This is a genomic window from Micromonospora sp. NPDC023633, from assembly GCF_040640035.1.
In the GTDB taxonomy this organism is placed as follows: Bacteria; Actinomycetota; Actinomycetes; order Mycobacteriales; family Micromonosporaceae; genus Micromonospora.
In genome coordinates this window covers 45,079-61,337 of the sequence record NZ_JBFABB010000030.1, presented here as the reverse complement: position 1 = coordinate 61,337, position 16,259 = coordinate 45,079, and the positions used below count along the sequence as shown (strand labels likewise).

Here is a 16,259-nt window from a genome sequence, read left to right as displayed (position 1 = left end):
CGCGCGTGCGGCCCCCGGCTGCGCCTCGCCCCTCGCCCCGGTCGGGCCGGTGTCCGCCCGCCCCTGGCCGCAGCAGCGGTACGCCCCGGAGCGGCTGGCGCCGCTCGCCACCGGCGCCGGGGTGACGGTCGCGGTGATCGACTCCGGGGTGGACCGGCGACACCCGCAGTTGGCCGGCCGGGTGCTCGACGGCACCGACCTGCTCGACCCCGGCGGCGACGGCAGCCGGGACTGCGCCGGCCACGGCACCGGCGTGGCGAGCATCATCGCCGCCGCCCCCCGCGACGGGGTGGCGTTCCGCGGGCTGGCCCCGGGCGCCCGGATCCTGCCGGTACGGGTCAGCGAGCAGCAGGTGGTCGAGGGGCGGGAGTCGGGGCGCACGGTCAGCGCCGAGGACTTCGCCCGCGCCGTCCGCTGGGCGGTCGACCACGACGCCGACGTGCTCAACCTCTCCGTCGTCCTGTACGCGGACGACCCGGCGGTGCGGGCCGCGATCGGCTACGCGGTCGACCGGGACGTGGTCGTGGTGGCCGCCGCCGGGAACCTACACGACGCCGGTGATCCCCGGCCCTACCCGGCCGCGTACGACGGGGTGCTCGGGGTGGGCGCGATCGGGGCGGACGGGGCACGCGCCCCGTTCTCCCAGACCGGCTCGTACGTCGACCTGGTCGCCCCGGGCGGCGACGTGCTGATGGCCGCCCCCGGCCAGGGCCACCACCGGGCCGAGGGCACCAGCTACGCGGCGCCCTTCGTGGCGGCCACCGCCGCGCTGCTGCGCCAGTACCGGCCGGAGCTGACCGCGGCGCAGGTGGCGCAGCGGATCGTGGCGACCGCCGATCCGGCCCCGGGCGACGGGCGGGGTGGCGGGTACGGCGCGGGGGTGCTGAACCCGTACCGGGCGGTCACCGAGACCGGGGGCGGGACGCCGGAGCGGGCGCGCCGGGCCACCGCGCTCGCGGACGACCGGGCCGAACCGGCGTTGGTGGCGCAGCGGGCCCGGCGGGCGACGGCCCGGGACCGGGCGCTGCTGGTGGCGGGGGTCAGCGGGGCGGTGGTGGCCGTGGCGGCGCTGCTGGCGCTCGTCGTGCCGCGCGGCGCCCGCCGCCGCTGGCGGCCGGCCGGCCCCGCCTAACGCGGCCGGCGTGCGCGGGCCCGGAACGGCCGATGGTGGCGCCGACCGGTCAGGTCGGCGCCACCACCGGGCGAGGGCTCACTGGAACAGGCCGACGTTCTTCTTCTCCGTGTCGAGGTAGTCGGCGGCGGAGTCGTTCACCGCGAACTTGATCTCGCGCAGCATGGCCTGGAGGTCCTGCGAGGCGGAACGCCAGCGGGCCTGCCGCTGCTCGTAGGCCTGTCGGGCCTCGCCGGACCAGCTCGCCACGAGCGGGGCGGCGTCGCGTTCGAGCTGCCCGAGCTGCGAGTCGAGCGCGTTCAGCGCCTTCTGGATGTCGGCGCCCGCCTGTTGCAGGGCGGCGAAGTTGACGACCAGTACACCGTGGTCCATCGGATGTCTCCTCCCCCGAGACCGGGTCAGAGCGGCAGCTGGATGCCGCCGCGGTTGGTGGTGGACACCCGGCTGGCGGCCTCGGCGTCCGAGACGTCGTACTGCTGGCCGGCCGTGCGGATGGCGCCGGCGGTTTCCCGCAGCGCCCGCTGCAGCGCCGCCTGGTCCTGTGCCCACTGCTGCTTGACCTGCTCGAACGAGCGCCCGCCGGCACCACGCCAGGCCTGCTGCAACACCTCCAACTCGGCCATCAGGCTGCTCAGCATGGACTGCAGGGACTGGTCGACCTGCTCGAACTTCGCGGCGGTCTGCTGCATCACCGCTGCTTCTGCCTGGGTCTGGGACACCCGGGACGTCACCTCGTCTCCTCGGTCGTGGCTGGCCGTCGGCGCGCCCGCTCACCGGGCGCGCCGCTCGCGCCGCCCGGAGGTAGAGCACGGCGGGCGCGGGCTCAGCAAACTCGTCGCTGACGGTAGCGGGCCGGTCGCGGTTCTGCTACCCCGCGGCGATCCCCTGTGGACGACCGCGGCCCCCACCCCGCCGGGCACGCCCCTTACGATGGGCGGCGTCGATGTCGCGGCGAGTGACCGGTCGAGGAGGAGCGGTGACGGTGACCACCGGCGCGGGCCCGCACCGGCCGGCCCCGGGCCACGATCCCGGCCCACCCGCCGCGGCCCTCGTGCCGGCGCCGCCCGGCCCGGTGGGACTGCCCGGCCCGGCTGACCCGGCCGGCCACCCGGCAGGCCCGCCGGCGTCCCGGGTCGCCCCGCCACCGCCGCGGATCCCGGTCGCCCGGCGGAGCGGCGGCGGTGTCCGGGCCGGTCAGCTCGTCGCCACGCAGGTGGCGGTGGCGGCCGTGGTCGCCGCCGCCGGCCGGGGCGTGCTGGCGATGCTGGCCGCCGTGGGGGTGGCCGCGCTGCTGCTGCCCGCGGCGTGGGTGCGGCTGCGGGGGCGGTGGGTCTTCGAGTGGCTGGCCACCGGCCTGGGCTACGCCACGCGCCGCCGCGCCCTGCCGCCGGCGGCCGGCCCGGCGGCCCTGCTGGACCTGGTCGACCCGGGCGCGGTCGTCCGCCCCGCCGAGCTGGCCGGCACGCCGGCCGCCGTGCTGGACGACGCCGCGGGCATGGTGGCCGTGCTGGAGGTCGGGGATCCGGCCGACCTGCTCGGCGACGCTCCCCGCGCGCTGCCGGTCCCGGCGACGCTGCTGCCGGCCGCCCCGCCGGACGGCCCCCCGGTCCGACTCCAGCTCCTGCTGACAGGCTCGCCGGCGCCGACCGTCGGCGCGGGTGGCGGCACGGTCGCCACCTCGTACCGCCAGCTCACCGACGGGCGGCTCGCCGGCCGGGAACGGATCGTGCTCGCCGTCCGGGTGCTCCGCGCCGAGGGTTGGACGGCAGAGGAGCTGCGGCGGGCGCTCTCCGGCACGGTGCGCCGGATCACGCGCCGGATCGGGCCCGTCGCCGCCCGCCCGCTGGGCGAGCACGCGACGCTGCGGGTGCTGGCGGAGCTGGCCCACCACGACGACCACCCCGCGCAGGAGTCCTGGCAGGCGGTCCGGGCGGGCGACCTGCTCCAGACCACGTTCCGGCTGCGCCGCTGGCCCGACGCGCGTACCGACGCGGGCCGGCGGCTGGTGACCCGGTTGCTCGCGCTGCCCGCGACGGCGACCACCGTCTCGCTCGGCGTCGGGCCGTGGGCCGGCGCCGACCCCGCGTCGGCGCCGACCGAGCTGGCCGTACGACTGGCCGCCACCACCCCGGCGGAGCTCTCGATCGCGGCGCAGGCGCTGCGCCGGCTGGTGGCCGAGGTGGGCGGCGAGGTGCACCGGCTCGACGGCGCGCAGCGCGACGGGCTGGCCGGCACGCTGCCGCTCGCGGCGGCGGGCGCGGCGGGTCCGGGTCCGGCACCCGACGGCCTGGAGCTGACCCTCGGCGAGGCGGGGCTGATGGTCGGCACGAACCGGCACGGCGGTGCGGTGACCATCCGGCTGTTCCGGCCGGAGAGCACCCGGGTGATGCTGGTCGGCGGCGTACGCGCGGCGCAGCTGGTGGTGGTGCGGGCCATGGCGCTCGGGGCCCGGGTGGTGGTGCAGACCGCCCGCCCGCGCGGGTGGGAGCCGTTCGTCCGGGGCGTCGGCACCCCCGGCGCGATGATCCCGGTGGTCCCGCCCGGCCGTCCGGTGGGCGAGCCGGGTACGCCGCTGCGCCCGCTGTTGGTGGTGGTCGACGCCGGCCCGGTGTCCGCCGACACGGAGCCGGGATCCCCGTGGCGGACCACGCTGCTGGTCCGCGACGAGCTGACCCCCGCCGACGCCGACGCGTTGGGCCGCGCCGACCTGGCCGTGCTGCAACCGCTCGATCCGACCGAGGCCGCCGTGGCGGGCGCCGCGCTCGGCCTCGGTGGGTCGGCGGAGTGGCTGACCCGGATCCGGGACGACATGGTCGCGGTGGTCAACCGGCGGGCGTTGCGCTGGGCGCTGGTCTCCCCCACCCCGATCGAGACGCAGCTGATCGGCCGCCCCTCCCGCCGCTGAGCGCGGGGGTCCCGCCCGGGCAGCGCGGCGAGGACGGCCGACGATCTCGCGGCTTCCGCACGTTGTCCGTCCGTGGCACGATCCCCGCCATGGGTTTCCTCAAAGGGCTGCTGATCCGGCTGGGCAGCACGGCGCTGGCCTTCTGGCTGGCCACGCTGCTGATCCCGGGCATCACGCTGGATTCGGCGTCGGCGGGCGAGGCGGTCGTCACGCTGGTCCTCGTCGCGGTGATCTTCGGCGTGGTCAACGCGGTGCTCCAGCCGATCGTCAAGACCGTCGGCTGTGGCTTCTACCTGCTGACCCTCGGGTTGATCGCGCTGGTGGTCAACGGGCTGCTGTTCCTGCTCACCAGTTGGATCGCCGACCAGGCGGGGCTGCCCTTCCACGTCGACGGCTTCTGGCCGGCGGCGGTGCTCGGCGCGCTCTTCGTCGGCATCGTCACCTGGATCCTCGGGGCCGTCCTGGACCGGGACTGACCCGGGCCGGGCAGCGGCGGGCCGACCAGAGGGCGGGAATTGGTCGCTGATCGGGCCGGGTGGCCGGGCTAGCCTCGCGGGCATGTTCACCCTGACCCGCGACGACGGCTACCTGCTCAGCACCGAGGCGGACCGGATCGACCTGGACCTGGTGCACCACTGGCTCTCCACCGACGCGTACTGGGCGATCGGGCGGGACCGGGAGACGGTGGCGCGGGCGTTCGCCGGGTCGGTGCCGTTCGGCGTCTACCGCCCGGGGGACGGCCGGCAGGTCGCGGTCGCCCGGGTGGTCACCGACCGGGCCACCTTCGCCTGGCTCTGCGACGTCTACGTCGACCCCGGCGAGCGCGGCCGGGGGCTCGGCACCTGGCTGGCTGGGGCGGTCCGCGACCACCTCGCCGGCCTGGGCGTACGCCGGATCCTGCTGGCCACCGCCGACGCCCACCCGGTGTACGCGAAGGTCGGGTTCGCCCCGATGACCGATCCGCACCGCTGGATGCAGCTCGACCAGCGCAACCAGCCGGTGAGCCCGGTCACCGGCAAGGAACCGGGCGGCCAGGCGGCCCTTACGGTGGAGGCGTGACGCCACTCCGCCTCGGCTACCTCTACGGCTTCCTCGCGTACCTGCTCTGGGGGTTCTTCCCGCTCTACCTGCGGCTGCTGCGCCCGGCGGGGTCGATGGAGATCCTGGCCCACCGCATCGTCTGGTCGGTGTTGTTCGTCGCCCTGCTGCTGGCGGCGATGCGCAACGTCGGCTTCCTGCGGGCGCTGCTGCGCCGGCCCCGGGCACTGGCCGGCATCGGCGTCGCCGCCGCGCTGATCGCGGTGAACTGGGGCACCTACATCTACGGCGTGAACTCCGACCGGGTGGTGGAGACCGCACTCGGCTACTTCATCAACCCGCTGGTGGTGGTGCTGCTGGGCGTCACCGTGCTGCGCGAGCGGCTGCGCCCCACGCAGTGGGTGGCGCTCGGCATCGGCGGCCTGGCCGTGGCCGTGCTGACCGTCGACTACGGCCGGCTGCCGTACCTGGCGCTGGTCCTGGCGTTCAGCTTCGCCGGCTACGGCCTGGCCAAGAAGCAGCTCGGACTGCCCGCCGCGGAGGGGCTCTTCGTCGAGTCGGCGGTGCTGGCGGTGCCCGCGCTGGCGTACCTGGGCTGGCTCACCGCCACCGGCGACGGCACCTTCGGGCAGGTGTCGGTCGGGCACACCGTGCTGCTGGTGTCGGCCGGGGCGGCGACCGCGATCCCGCTGTTGCTCTTCGCCGGGGCGGCGAACCGGCTCCCGCTCACCGGCCTGGGCATGATCCAGTACCTCGCCCCGATCCTCCAGCTCGGCTGCGGGGTGCTGATCTTCCACGAGCCGATGCCGCCGGCCCGGATCGCCGGCTTCGCCCTGGTCTGGGTCGCGCTGATCGTCTTCACCGTCGACGCCGTGCGCCACGCCCGCCGTACCCGCGCCGCCAACCTCGCCGCCCGCCGGGCCGGGGTTGTCGCGGCGAGCCGCTGACCGGCGCGCGGCCCGTCAGCGCACGTCGTACGCGAGGACGGGCGTGCCGTCGGCGCGGAGCAGTTCCAGCCGGACCAGCTCCGCGTCGGTGAACCGGGTTGCGCCGGTGATCCGCAGCTCGTCTCCGGGCGCGGCGAGCCAGGACGCGACCTGCTCCGTCGCGCCGTCCGGGCCGTGCGCCACCAGCCGGAAGGTGTACGCCTTGGCGTAGCCGGCCTTGGCGTCGTACCCGCAGCGCATCCGCACCTCGGTGCCCCATTCGGTGCCGTCGAGGGCGATCTCGGCGTGCACGGGCACCGTGCCGGCGACCGGTTGCATGGCGACCATCCGCACCTCGATCGGGGTCGGCACGGCGGCCTCCCGGGGCAGCAGGGCGGCGGTGCCGACGCCGACGACCAGGGCCAGCGCGGCGGCCACGAGTGCGGTGAGGGCGTACCTGCGGCGGGTGGTCGACCGCTCCCGGCGGCGGCGCTCCCGCGCGGCGACGAGCAGTTCGGGCACCCGGGGGTTCTCCGGCGGCGGCAGGAACTGCTCCAGCCCGGCCGGGTCGAGCCGGCCGAGCAGCCCGGGCAGGACGGCGATCTCGGCGACCGCCTGCCGGCAGGCGGCGCAGCCGGCGAGGTGCCGCTCGTAGGCCACCCGTTCGGCGGGAGCCAGCGCACCCAGCACGTACGCGCCGTCGTCGTGCGCGAACTCGCACCGGCTCATTCGGTCACTCCCATCTCGGCCAGGACCAACCGTAGTGAGCGCAGGGCGTAGTGGGTCCGGGACTTGACCGTGCCGGGCGGCACGCCCAGCCGCGAGGCCGCCTCCGCCACCGACCGCCCCTGGTAGAAGCACTCCACCAGCACCTCCCGGTGGGTGGGGCTGAGCCGGTTCAGCGCCTCGGCGACCATCCACGCCTCCACCGCGCGTTCCGCCTCGTCCACGGCCACGGGGGGTTCGGGCAGCTCGTCGGTGTAGACCTCGCCGACCCGGGCGGCGCGGCGCCGCCAGGCGTCGATGGCCAGGTTGCGGGCGGTGGTGAAGAGCCAGGAGCGGACCGAGCCGCGCGTCGGGTCGAGCGACTCCGGGTGCCGCCAGGCGCGCAGCAGCGTCTCCTGCACCAGGTCCTCGGCCCGCTGCCGGTCGCCGTTGACCAGGCGCAGGGCGTGCGTGTACAGCGCCTCCGCGTGCTCGTCGTGCAGCGCGCGGAGCAGTTGGGCGTCGTGGTCGCTGATGGCGGTCTCCTCGCTGTCGGCGCGAGTCCGGCGGTGGCGTTCGCACGGGAACACGCGCCGCCACCCCGAACGGTTCAGCCGCAGGTCACCGCGGGCTTCCCGGCTGAGGTGTTCATACCCGGTTCACGCCGCCGCCGACGACCGCTCACCGCGCCCTCCTAGCGTCCGGCGGGTACGCACGCCAGCGGCTGGTTCGGCGTGCACCGACCCCCATCAGGAGGCTCCTTCCATGAGCGACCGTCCCCGGCTGCTCCCGTTGCTGGGCGCCACCCGCCACGGCAGCCGCGACGCCATGACCTGTCTCTACCGGTGCGGCAACGCGTGCGACCACCCGGTGCCCAACACCTCCGACAACGCGTACTTCGGCGACGTGGTGAAGGCGGAGGTGTCCCGGCGCGGCGTGGTCCGGGCCGGCGCGGTCGGCGCGCTGGTCCTCGGCTTCGGCGGCGCGGTGGCCGGTGCCGCCCCCGCGGCGGCCGCCCCCGCCACCCCCGTGGTCCCGGACGCCGCCGGCTTCGACCGCCCCGCCGGCGGCGTCGGCAACGGCGCGCTGACCTTCAAGGCGGTCCCGCCGAACACCCTGGACAGCCTCGTCGTGCCCAACGGGTACGACCACGCGGTCGTCATGCGCTGGGGTGACCCGGTCGTGCCGGGCGCCCCCGAGTTCGACCTGCACGCCCAGACCGCCGCCGCCCAGGCCGGGCAGTTCGGCTACAACAGCGACTTCGTCGGGGTGCTGCCGCTCGACGGGCGCCGCCGCGCGCTGCTCGTGGTCAACCACGAGTACACCAACGAGGACCTCATGTTCCCCGGCTTCACGAGCCAGGACGCGCTGACCGTCGAGCAGCTGCGGATCGCGATGGCCGCGCACGGCATGTCCGTGGTGGAGCTGGAGCGGGTCGACGGCACCGGGCAGTGGCGGCCGGTCACCAAGGGCCGGCGGCCGTACAACCGGCGGGTCACGGCGCTGGCCACGAAGTTCGAGCTGACCGGGCCCGCCGCCGGCTCGGCGCACCTGCGGACCGCCGCCGACCCGAAGGGCCGTACGGTCGTCGGCACGCTGAACAACTGCGCCGGCGGGGTGACCCCGTGGGGCACCGTGCTCTCCGGCGAGGAGAACTTCAACCAGTACTTCGTCGGCGGCGACGCGGTGGCCGAGGAGGCGAAGCCGAAGCTGGCCCGGTACGGCATCACCACCACGACCCGCCACCCGAGCGGCAGCCGGAAGTGGGAGCGCGCCGACGAGCGGTTCGACCTGGCGAAGCACCCCAACGAGGCCAACCGGTTCGGCTGGATCGTGGAGATCGACCCGTACGACCCGGAGAGCCGGCCGCGCAAGCACACCGCGCTGGGCCGGTTCAAGCACGAGGGCGCGAACGTCATCGTCGCGAAGAGCGGGCACGTGGTCGCGTACATGGGCGACGACGAGCGCTTCGACTACCTGTACAAGTTCGTCTCCGACAAGAAGTTCATGAAGGGCGGCTCCTGGGTCGCCCGCCGGCACAACCTGACCCTGCTGGAGTCGGGCACCCTCTACGTCGCCAAGCTCGACGAGACGAGCGCCGGCGAGATCGACGGTTCCGGCAGGCTCCCGTCCGACGGCGCGTTCGACGGCCGGGGCCGGTGGATCCGGCTGGTCAGCGGCAACCGCTCGTACGTCGACGGGATGACCGCCGCCGACGTGCTCACCTTCACCCGGCTCGCCGGCGACAAGGTCGGGGCGACCAAGATGGACCGCCCGGAGGACGTCGAGCCGAGCCTGCTCACCGGCAAGGTGTACGTGGCGCTGACCAACAACACCGACCGGGGCAAGGCCGGCAAGCCGGCCGCCGACGAGGCCAACCCGCGCAACCTCAACAAGCACGGCCAGGTGCTGGAGCTGGTCGAGGAGCGCGGTGACAACGCGGCCGAGACCTTCGCCTGGTCGCTGCCGATCGTCGCGGGTGACCCGGCGGACCCGTCGACCTTCTTCGCCGGGTACGACAAGACGAAGGTCTCCCCGATCTCCTGCCCGGACAACGTGGCGTTCGACGCCACCGGGAACCTCTGGATCTCCACGGACGGCAACGCGCTGGGCAGCAACGACGGCCTCTTCGCGACGGCCGTCGAGGGGCCGGAGCGGGGCCACCTGAAGCAGTTCCTCACGGTGCCGGTGGGCGCGGAGGCCTGCGGCCCGTTCATCACCGGGGACAACCGCTCGGTCTTCGTGGCGGTGCAGCACCCGGGCGAGGTCAGCGGGGCGTCGGTCGAGAAGCCGGCCTCGAACTGGCCGGACGGTGACTACGCCAAGCCGGGCGTGGTGGTCGCCTGGCGCCTGGACGGCGGCCCGATCGGCAGCTGACCCCTCCTCGGGCGGTCCGGCGCTGGACCGCCACCGGGGCCCTCTCCCAGCCGGGGAGAGGGCCCCGGGCCGTTCCGGCCCGACGCGGCCGGCGCCGGGACAGCAGGCGGGGCACGGAAGCGGTCCCCCGCGGCCGTGGAGCGGCCCGCCGGGCCAGGGCGGCCTGCTCCACGGCCCGGGCGGCCTCTACAGCCAGGGCAGCCTCTACCGCCAGGGCGGGCCGCCCGGCCAGGGCCGGCGGGGTCAGGCGTCGGCGGCCAGGTTGTCGGCGATCGTCCGGGCGACCGTGAGCAGCTTCGCCCGCACCACGCGGGCGGAGGTCATCATCTCGCCGGCCGGCAGCGCGCAGGCCAGCACCACCCGACGCTCCATGTCCTTGTCCGGGCTGACCAGCACCGCGGCGCAGGCCACGCCCTGCCGGAACTGCCCCAGCTCCAGCTGCATGCCCCGCCGGTCCCCGGCGGCCAGGTCGACCTCGAACGCCTCCGTGGTGGTCAGGGTGGCGGAGGTGAACGGGCGCATGCCGTAGTCGCGCAGGTAGCGGAAGCGCTGCTCGGCGGTGAGCGTGGCGAGCAGGGCCTTGCCGAGGGCGGTCGCGTGCGCCCCCTCGTCGAACCCGGGCACCAGGTCCTCCAGGTACGGCGAGCGCGGGCCCTCGGCCACGGCCGTGACCGCCACCTGGCCGCCCACGAACCGGCCGAGGTAGTGGCTGTAGCCGGTGTCCAGGGCGGCCCGGCGCAGGCTCTCCCCGACCGCCGGCGGCCCCCGGAACGCCGTCACCAGCTCGCGGTAGCGGTCGGCCACCTCCAGACCCACGATGTACGTGCCGTCCTCGCGACGGATCACGTAGCCCTCGTAGGCCAGCGTGCGGACCAGGTGGTAGGTCGTCGCCACGGTCAGCTCACAGCGCCGGGCGATCTGCTTGACGGTGAGCCCCTTCGGGGCGCGACCGACCGATTCGAGCACTCGTAGCGCGCGGGACACGCTCCGGATGAGATCCGAAGGTTCCGCCAAGGGGTCGCGCACAACCACCTCCGCCGCCGGGGACTTACACCATATGAAAAACAGGCCCGGTGCGAAATGCCTGTTCGGGTGGAGGATGCCAGATTGCCATGGACGGCGCGTGCCTCGACAGGCACGTTCCGTGACGCAATCGCTGCTCGCGTAGGTTTGCCGGACCATGACCGAGACCGCGTTGCAGCCCGCCCCGGGCGCCACTCCGCCCCGGCCCGCCCGGGCCGTGGCGGGGGCCGTCGCCGTCACCATCGCCTGCGTCCTGCCGGTCTTCCTGCTCGGCGGTCTCGCCGTGCAGATGGGCGAGGACCTGGGCTTCTCCCCGGCCGGCCTCGGTCTGGCCGTGTCGGTCTACTTCGGGGTGGGGGCGCTGGCCTCGGTGCCCTCCGGCGTCCTCGCCGAGCGGCACGGGCCGGCCGTGGTGGCCCGCGCCGGCATCCTGCTCTCCGCCGCCTGCCTGCTGGCCGTGGCGGGGGTGGCCCGCTCGTACCCGGTCCTGCTCGGGCTGCTCGCGCTCGCCGGCACCGCCAACGCCCTCGGCCAGCTCGCCAGCAACGCCACCCTCGCCCGGCACGTGCCGGCCCGCAGACAGGGCCTGTCGTTCGGGGTGAAGCAGGCCGCCATCCCCGTCGCCACCCTGCTGGCCGGAGCGGCGGTGCCGACCGTGGCGCTGACGGCCGGCTGGCGCTGGGCGTTCGTGGTGGCCGCCGTCGCGGCCCTGGCGACGCTGCCGGCCGTACCCGCGCGGGAGCCACGCCCCACCCGGACGGCCGCCCCCAGCCGCGCCGGCCGCGCCACGGCGGCCCTGGTGGTGGTCGGGGCCGCCGGGACCTTCGCGGCCGCCGCCGCGAACGCGCTCGGCACCTTCGTCGTCGACTCCTCCGCCGACCGGGGGCTGTCACCCGGGCTGGCCGGGCTGACCCTGACCCTGGGCAGCGCCGTCTGCGTGGTGGCCCGGGTCTGCGTCGGCTGGCTCGCGGACCGCCGCGCCACCGGGCACGTCGCCCTCATCGCCGGCATGCTCGTGGTCGGCGCGGCCGGGCTGGGCCTGCTCGCGGTGGCCGGTTCGGTGCCGCTGGTGGCCGGCGTGCTGCTCGGCTTCGGCCTGGGCTGGGCGTGGCCGGGCCTGATGACCTTCGCGGTGGTCCGGCTGCACCCGCAGGCCCCGGCCGCCGCGACCTCGGTCACTCAGACCGGGGTGTACGCGGGCGGCTGCCTCGGCCCGCTCGGTTTCGGCACCGTGGCCGCGCACGCCGGCTACCCGGCGATGTGGCTCGTGGCCGCCGGGTCGATGCTGCTGGCCGCCGCCCTGATGCTCACCGGCAGCCGGCTGCTCGCCCGCCGCTAGCGGGCCGGCACGGGCCGGGTGTCGTCAGCTGGTGCGGTCGGCGATGTAGTCGCAGAGGGATTCGAGGGCGCGGCGGGCCGGGCCCTGCGGGAGCGGCGAGAGCTGCTCCCGGGCCTCCTCGGCGTAGCTGCGGACCGTCTCCCGGGCCCGCTTGAGCGCCGGGCTCTCGCGCAGCAGGCCGAGCGCCTCGGCGTGCAGGTCGTCGTCGGTCAGCGGGCCGGTCGCCAGGATCTCCCGCAGCCGCACCGAGGCGGCGTCGGCGTCGTCCGAGCCGAGCGCGTAGAGCACCGGCAGGGTCGGCACGCCCTCGCGCAGGTCGGTGCCGGGCGTCTTGCCCGACTCCACCGACTCCGAGGCGATGTCGAGCAGGTCGTCGGAGAGCTGGAAGGCCACGCCGATGGTCTCGCCGTAGCCGGCCAGCGCCTCGGTGTGCTCCGGGGCGGCACCGCCGAACATGCCGCCGAAGCGGGCCGAGGTGGCGATCAGCGAGCCGGTCTTGCCGGCGATCACGTCGAGGTAGTGGGCCACCGGGTCGTCGCCGGGGCGGGGGCCGACGGTCTCGGCGATCTGGCCGTGCACCAGCCGGGCGAAGGTGCGCGCCTGGAGGCGTACGGCCTCGGTGCCCAGGTCGGCGGCGATGTCGGCGGCGCGGGCGAAGAGGTAGTCGCCGACGAGGATGGCGACCGAGTTGGTCCACCGGGAGTTGGCGCTCGGCGCCCCCCGGCGTACGGCGGCCTCGTCCATCACGTCGTCGTGGTAGAGCGTCGCGAGGTGGGTGAGCTCCATCACCACCGCGGCCGGCACGACCTGCGCGTTGGTCGGGTCGCCGAACTGCGCGCCCAGCGCCACCAGCAGCGGCCGGAACCGCTTGCCGCCGGCCTCCACGAGGTGCCGGGCGGCCTCCGTGACGAACGGGTCGGCGCTGGCCACGCCCGCCCGCAACTCGGACTCGACGCTCTCCAGCAGGCCCAGCACGGACGCCTCGACGCGGGGGTCGGCGAGATAGAGGCCGAGCGCGCCGAACTGACTCGTGCTCACCCTGGTCCGACGGCCGCCGGACCCGGGGGCACCTGAACGCTCGCCAGCCGGATTCACCACGCCATCAACCATGCCACACCCTCCGACCTGCCCGGGACGGGGGATACGGCGCGGGGGCCGGCACGCCGTGGCGTACCGGCCCCCGCGGGCGTCAGCGTCGGTCATCTGACAAATTCGGCGGCGCCGGTGGCCAGGTCGAGCAGCGGCGCGGGCGCCACACCGAGCACCAGCGTGGCGAGCACGCCGATCATCAGCGCGGCCGAGGTCAGCCCGCCGGGCACGGCGACGGTCGGCGTCGACTCGCCGGGCTCGGAGAGCCACATCATCACCACGACCCGCAGGTACGGGAAGGCCAGCACCATGCTGGTCAGCACGCCGGCGATCACCAGCCACGCCTGCCCGCCGTCGAGCGCCGGGCCGAAGACCGCGAACTTGCTCGTGAAGCCGCTGGTCAGCGGGATGCCGGCGAAGGCCAGCAGGATGAAGGTGAAGACACCGGCGTAGAACGGCGAGCGCCGTCCCAGCCCGGCCCAGCGGGACAGGTGGGTGGCCTCCCCGTCGGCGTCGCGCACCAGGGTCACCACGGCGAACGCGGCGAGCACCGAGAAGCCGTACGCGACCAGGTAGAACATCGTCCCGGAGATGCCGTCGGCCCCCGGGGCCAGCACGCCGACCAGCAGGTAACCGGCGTTGGCGATCGAGGAGTACGCCAGCAGCCGCTTGATGTCGGTCTGGGTGACCGCCAGCACCGCGCCGACCAGCATCGTCAGCACCGCCACCACACCGAGGACCGGGGTGAAGTCCCACCGGGCCCCGTCGAAGGCGACGTGGAACACCCGCAGCAGGGCGCCGAACGCGGCGACCTTGGTGCAGGCGGCCATGAGACCGGTGACCGGGGTCGGCGCGCCCTGGTAGACGTCCGGCGTCCAGACGTGGAAGGGGGCGGCCGCCGCCTTGAAGAGCAGCCCGATGGCGAGCAGCGCCATGCCGGCGAAGAGCAGCACGGGGCTGGCCGGGGAGTCCGCGACGGCGGCGTCGATGGTGGCGAAGTCGACACCCGCCTGCCGGCCCGGGATGCCCGCCGTGAAGCCGTAGATCAGGGCCACGCCGAACAGGAAGAACGCCGAGGCGTACGCGCCGAGCATGAAGTACTTCAGCGCGGCCTCCTGGCTCAGCAGCCGCCGGCGGCGGGCCAGCGCGCAGAGCAGGTACAGCGGCAGCGAGAAGACCTCGAGCGCGATGAACATGGTCAGCAGGTCGTTCGCCGCCACGAAGATCAGCATGCCGCCGATCGCGAACGTGGTCAGCGGGTAGACCTCGGTGAGGCCGTTCTTGCCCTCGGCCTGCCGCCGGTCGTCGGCCGACTCGGCGGTGACCGCGGCCTGGGCGACGAACGCCCCGCCCCGCTCCACCGAGCGCTCGCCGATGAGCAGCAGCGCCATCGCGGCGAGGACCAGGATCGCGCCCTGGAGGAAGAGCGTCGGCCCGTCCACCGCGATCGCCCCGCCGATAGTGATCTTCCGCTCGTCGGCCGCCAGCACCACCATGGTCAGCGCGGCGAGCACCGCCAGCAGGGCCATCGACAGCTGGACCACGTGCCGGAGCCGGCGGGGCACGAACGCCTCGACCAGCACGCCCAGCAGCGCGGCGCCCAGCATGATCAGGGTCGGAGCGAGCGCCGCGTAGTCGATCGACGGCAGTTTCAGCTCGGTCACTTTGCCGCCTCCTGGACGGTGCCGCCCGAGGTCGGGGCGGGGTCGGTTCGGCCGACGTCCTGCATGGTCGCCTGCACGGCCGGGTTGATCACGTCGGTGACCGGCTTCGGGTAGAAGCCGAGCAACAGGATCAGGGCGATCAGCGGGGCGACCACGAACTTCTCGCGCAGGTTCAGGTCACGCCGCATGCCGTCGATCTGGGTCAGCGCCGGGTTGAGCGTGCCCTGGGTGGTGCGCTGCACCATCCACAGCACGTACGCGGCGGCCAGGATGATGCCGAGCGTCGCGATCACCGCGACCGGCTTGTTGACCGTGAACGTGCCGATCAGCACCAGGAACTCGGAGACGAACGGCGCGGTGCCGGGCAGTGCGAGCGAGGCCAGGCCGGCGAAGAAGAGCACCCCGGCCAGGATCGGCACCAGCTTGCCGGCGCCACCGAAGTCGCTGATCAGCGCCGAGCCGCGCCGGGCGATGAGCATGCCCACCACCAGGAAGAGCAGGCCGGTGGCGAGGCCGTGGTTGACCATGTAGAGCACCGCGCCGGTGCCGGCCTGGGTGGTGAAGGCGAAGATGCCCACCCCGATGAAGCCGAAGTGCGCGATCGAGGTGTACGACACCAGCCGCTTCAGGTCGTTCTGGCCGACCGCCAGCAGCGCGGCGTAGATGATGCCGATCAGCCCCAGGGCCAGCGCCCACGGGGCGAACCACTTGGCCGCGTCCGGGAACAGCGGCAGGCAGTAGCGCAGGATGCCGAAGGTGCCGACCTTGTCGAGCACGCCGACGAGCAGGGCCGCCGCGCCCGCCGGGGCCGCGCCACCGGCGTCCGGCAGCCAGGTGTGGAACGGGAAGAACGGCGCCTTGATCGCGAACGCGAGGAAGAAGCCGAGGAACAGCCAGCGCTCCGTGCCGGTGGAGATGTCCACCTGCGACAGCGCCTGCCAGTCGAAGGTCTTCCCGCCGACGACCCAGAGGCCGATCACCGCGGCGAGCATGAACAGACCGCCGACCAGCGAGTAGAGGAAGAACTTCACCGCCGCGTACTGCCGCTGGTGGCCGCCGTAGCTGCCGATGAGGAAGTACATCGGCACCAGCATGACCTCGAAGAACACGTAGAACAGGAAGACGTCGGCGGCGGCGAAGACGCCGATCATCGTGCACTCGAGGACGAGCAGCAGGGCGAAGTAGACCGGCACCGACCGCTTGGACGACTCGGCGTCGTGCCAGGACGCCAGGATCACCAGCGGCACGAGCACCGCGATCAGCATCAGCATCACCAGCGCGATGCCGTCGGCGGCGAAGGTGAAGTTGACGCCCCAGTTCGGGATCCACGCGTAGGACTCGCGGAACTGGAAGCGGTCACCGCCGACCTTGAAGGTCACCCACATGACCACCGACAGCGCCAGCACCAGCAGCGACCAGCCGAGCGCCACCTGCTTGGCCAGCTCCGGCCGGCTGCGCGGCAGGAAGGCCACCACCAGGGCGCCGACCAGCGGTGCCACGGTGAGCACCGAGAGGAACGGGAAGTCGGACATTATGCGGCCTTACCTCCGTCGTCACTGCG

Annotated in this window: 15 protein-coding genes; 7 read left to right on the top strand and 8 right to left on the bottom strand. The window is 74.6% G+C overall.

The window, feature by feature from the left end:
- The coding region (gene mycP, locus AB0G13_RS12490; protein ID WP_357872755.1) for a type VII secretion-associated serine protease mycosin at window positions 1-1,132 on the top strand (1,132 nt) is incomplete at its 5' end.
- 78 nt (window positions 1,133-1,210) lie between these two features.
- On the opposite strand, the gene AB0G13_RS12485 is transcribed toward mycP, so the two are convergent.
- Window positions 1,211-1,504 carry a WXG100 family type VII secretion target gene (locus tag AB0G13_RS12485; protein WP_357872753.1) on the bottom strand — a complete coding sequence of 98 codons (294 nt, stop codon included), beginning with the start codon at window positions 1,502-1,504 and terminating at the stop codon, window positions 1,211-1,213.
- Window positions 1,505-1,530: 26 nt separating this feature from the next.
- Complete coding sequence (locus tag AB0G13_RS12480; protein WP_357872766.1) at window positions 1,531-1,851, bottom strand: WXG100 family type VII secretion target; 321 nt, start codon at window positions 1,849-1,851, stop codon at window positions 1,531-1,533.
- A 434-nt stretch (window positions 1,852-2,285) separates the two neighbouring features.
- Here AB0G13_RS12480 and eccE point away from each other — a divergent pair, with 434 nt between their 5' ends.
- The 4 genes from eccE (at window position 2,286) to rarD (ending at window position 6,022) form a co-directional block, all read left to right on the top strand.
- Entirely contained in the window at window positions 2,286-4,037 is a 1,752-nt protein-coding gene (gene eccE / locus AB0G13_RS12475) for a type VII secretion protein EccE (protein ID WP_357872764.1), read from the top strand.
- An 89-nt stretch (window positions 4,038-4,126) separates the two neighbouring features.
- Complete coding sequence (locus AB0G13_RS12470; RefSeq protein ID WP_357872750.1) at window positions 4,127-4,513, top strand: phage holin family protein; 387 nt, start codon at window positions 4,127-4,129, stop codon at window positions 4,511-4,513.
- An 82-nt stretch (window positions 4,514-4,595) separates the two neighbouring features.
- A complete protein-coding gene (locus tag AB0G13_RS12465) occupies window positions 4,596-5,096 on the top strand; it encodes a GNAT family N-acetyltransferase (protein ID WP_357872748.1) in 501 nt (166 codons plus the stop codon).
- Entirely contained in the window at window positions 5,093-6,022 is a 930-nt protein-coding gene (gene rarD, locus AB0G13_RS12460) for an EamA family transporter RarD (RefSeq protein WP_357872745.1), read from the top strand. Before AB0G13_RS12465 ends, rarD begins: the two co-directional genes overlap by 4 nt.
- Before the next feature lie 15 nt (window positions 6,023-6,037).
- Here the strand turns inward: rarD and AB0G13_RS12455 are convergent, their stop codons facing one another.
- Window positions 6,038-6,730 (bottom strand): zf-HC2 domain-containing protein, encoded by a 693-nt coding sequence (locus AB0G13_RS12455; protein WP_357872743.1) that lies wholly within the window; start codon window positions 6,728-6,730, stop codon window positions 6,038-6,040.
- Window positions 6,727-7,221 carry a sigma-70 family RNA polymerase sigma factor gene (locus AB0G13_RS12450; protein ID WP_357872761.1) on the bottom strand — a complete coding sequence of 165 codons (495 nt, stop codon included), beginning with the start codon at window positions 7,219-7,221 and terminating at the stop codon, window positions 6,727-6,729. Before AB0G13_RS12450 ends, AB0G13_RS12455 begins: the two co-directional genes overlap by 4 nt.
- Window positions 7,222-7,471: 250 nt before the next feature.
- Here AB0G13_RS12450 and AB0G13_RS12445 point away from each other — a divergent pair, with 250 nt between their 5' ends.
- A complete protein-coding gene (locus tag AB0G13_RS12445) occupies window positions 7,472-9,583 on the top strand; it encodes a PhoX family phosphatase (RefSeq protein WP_357872740.1) in 2,112 nt (703 codons plus the stop codon).
- Window positions 9,584-9,826: 243 nt separating this feature from the next.
- Here AB0G13_RS12445 and AB0G13_RS12440 read toward each other — a convergent pair whose 3' ends face one another.
- Window positions 9,827-10,609, bottom strand: coding sequence for a helix-turn-helix domain-containing protein (locus AB0G13_RS12440; protein ID WP_357872738.1), 783 nt, complete (start codon window positions 10,607-10,609; stop codon window positions 9,827-9,829).
- 154 nt (window positions 10,610-10,763) lie between these two features.
- Here AB0G13_RS12440 and AB0G13_RS12435 point away from each other — a divergent pair, with 154 nt between their 5' ends.
- A complete protein-coding gene (locus AB0G13_RS12435) occupies window positions 10,764-11,945 on the top strand; it encodes an MFS transporter (RefSeq protein WP_357872735.1) in 1,182 nt (393 codons plus the stop codon).
- 24 nt (window positions 11,946-11,969) lie between these two features.
- On the opposite strand, the gene AB0G13_RS12430 is transcribed toward AB0G13_RS12435, so the two are convergent.
- From AB0G13_RS12430 to AB0G13_RS12420, 3 genes are all read right to left on the bottom strand, one after another.
- Window positions 11,970-13,055: a polyprenyl synthetase family protein gene (locus tag AB0G13_RS12430; protein WP_357872733.1), complete on the bottom strand. Its 1,086-nt coding sequence runs from the start codon at window positions 13,053-13,055 to the stop codon at window positions 11,970-11,972.
- A gap of 89 nt (window positions 13,056-13,144) precedes the next feature.
- Window positions 13,145-14,698, bottom strand: a complete 1,554-nt coding sequence (gene nuoN / locus AB0G13_RS12425) for an NADH-quinone oxidoreductase subunit NuoN (protein ID WP_357872730.1) — start codon at window positions 14,696-14,698, stop codon at window positions 13,145-13,147.
- On the bottom strand, window positions 14,695-16,230 hold the full coding sequence (locus AB0G13_RS12420) for an NADH-quinone oxidoreductase subunit M (protein WP_357872727.1): 1,536 nt from the start codon (window positions 16,228-16,230) through the stop codon (window positions 14,695-14,697). The genes nuoN and AB0G13_RS12420 overlap by 4 nt, the downstream gene beginning before the upstream one ends.
- Window positions 16,231-16,259 lie beyond the last annotated feature (29 nt).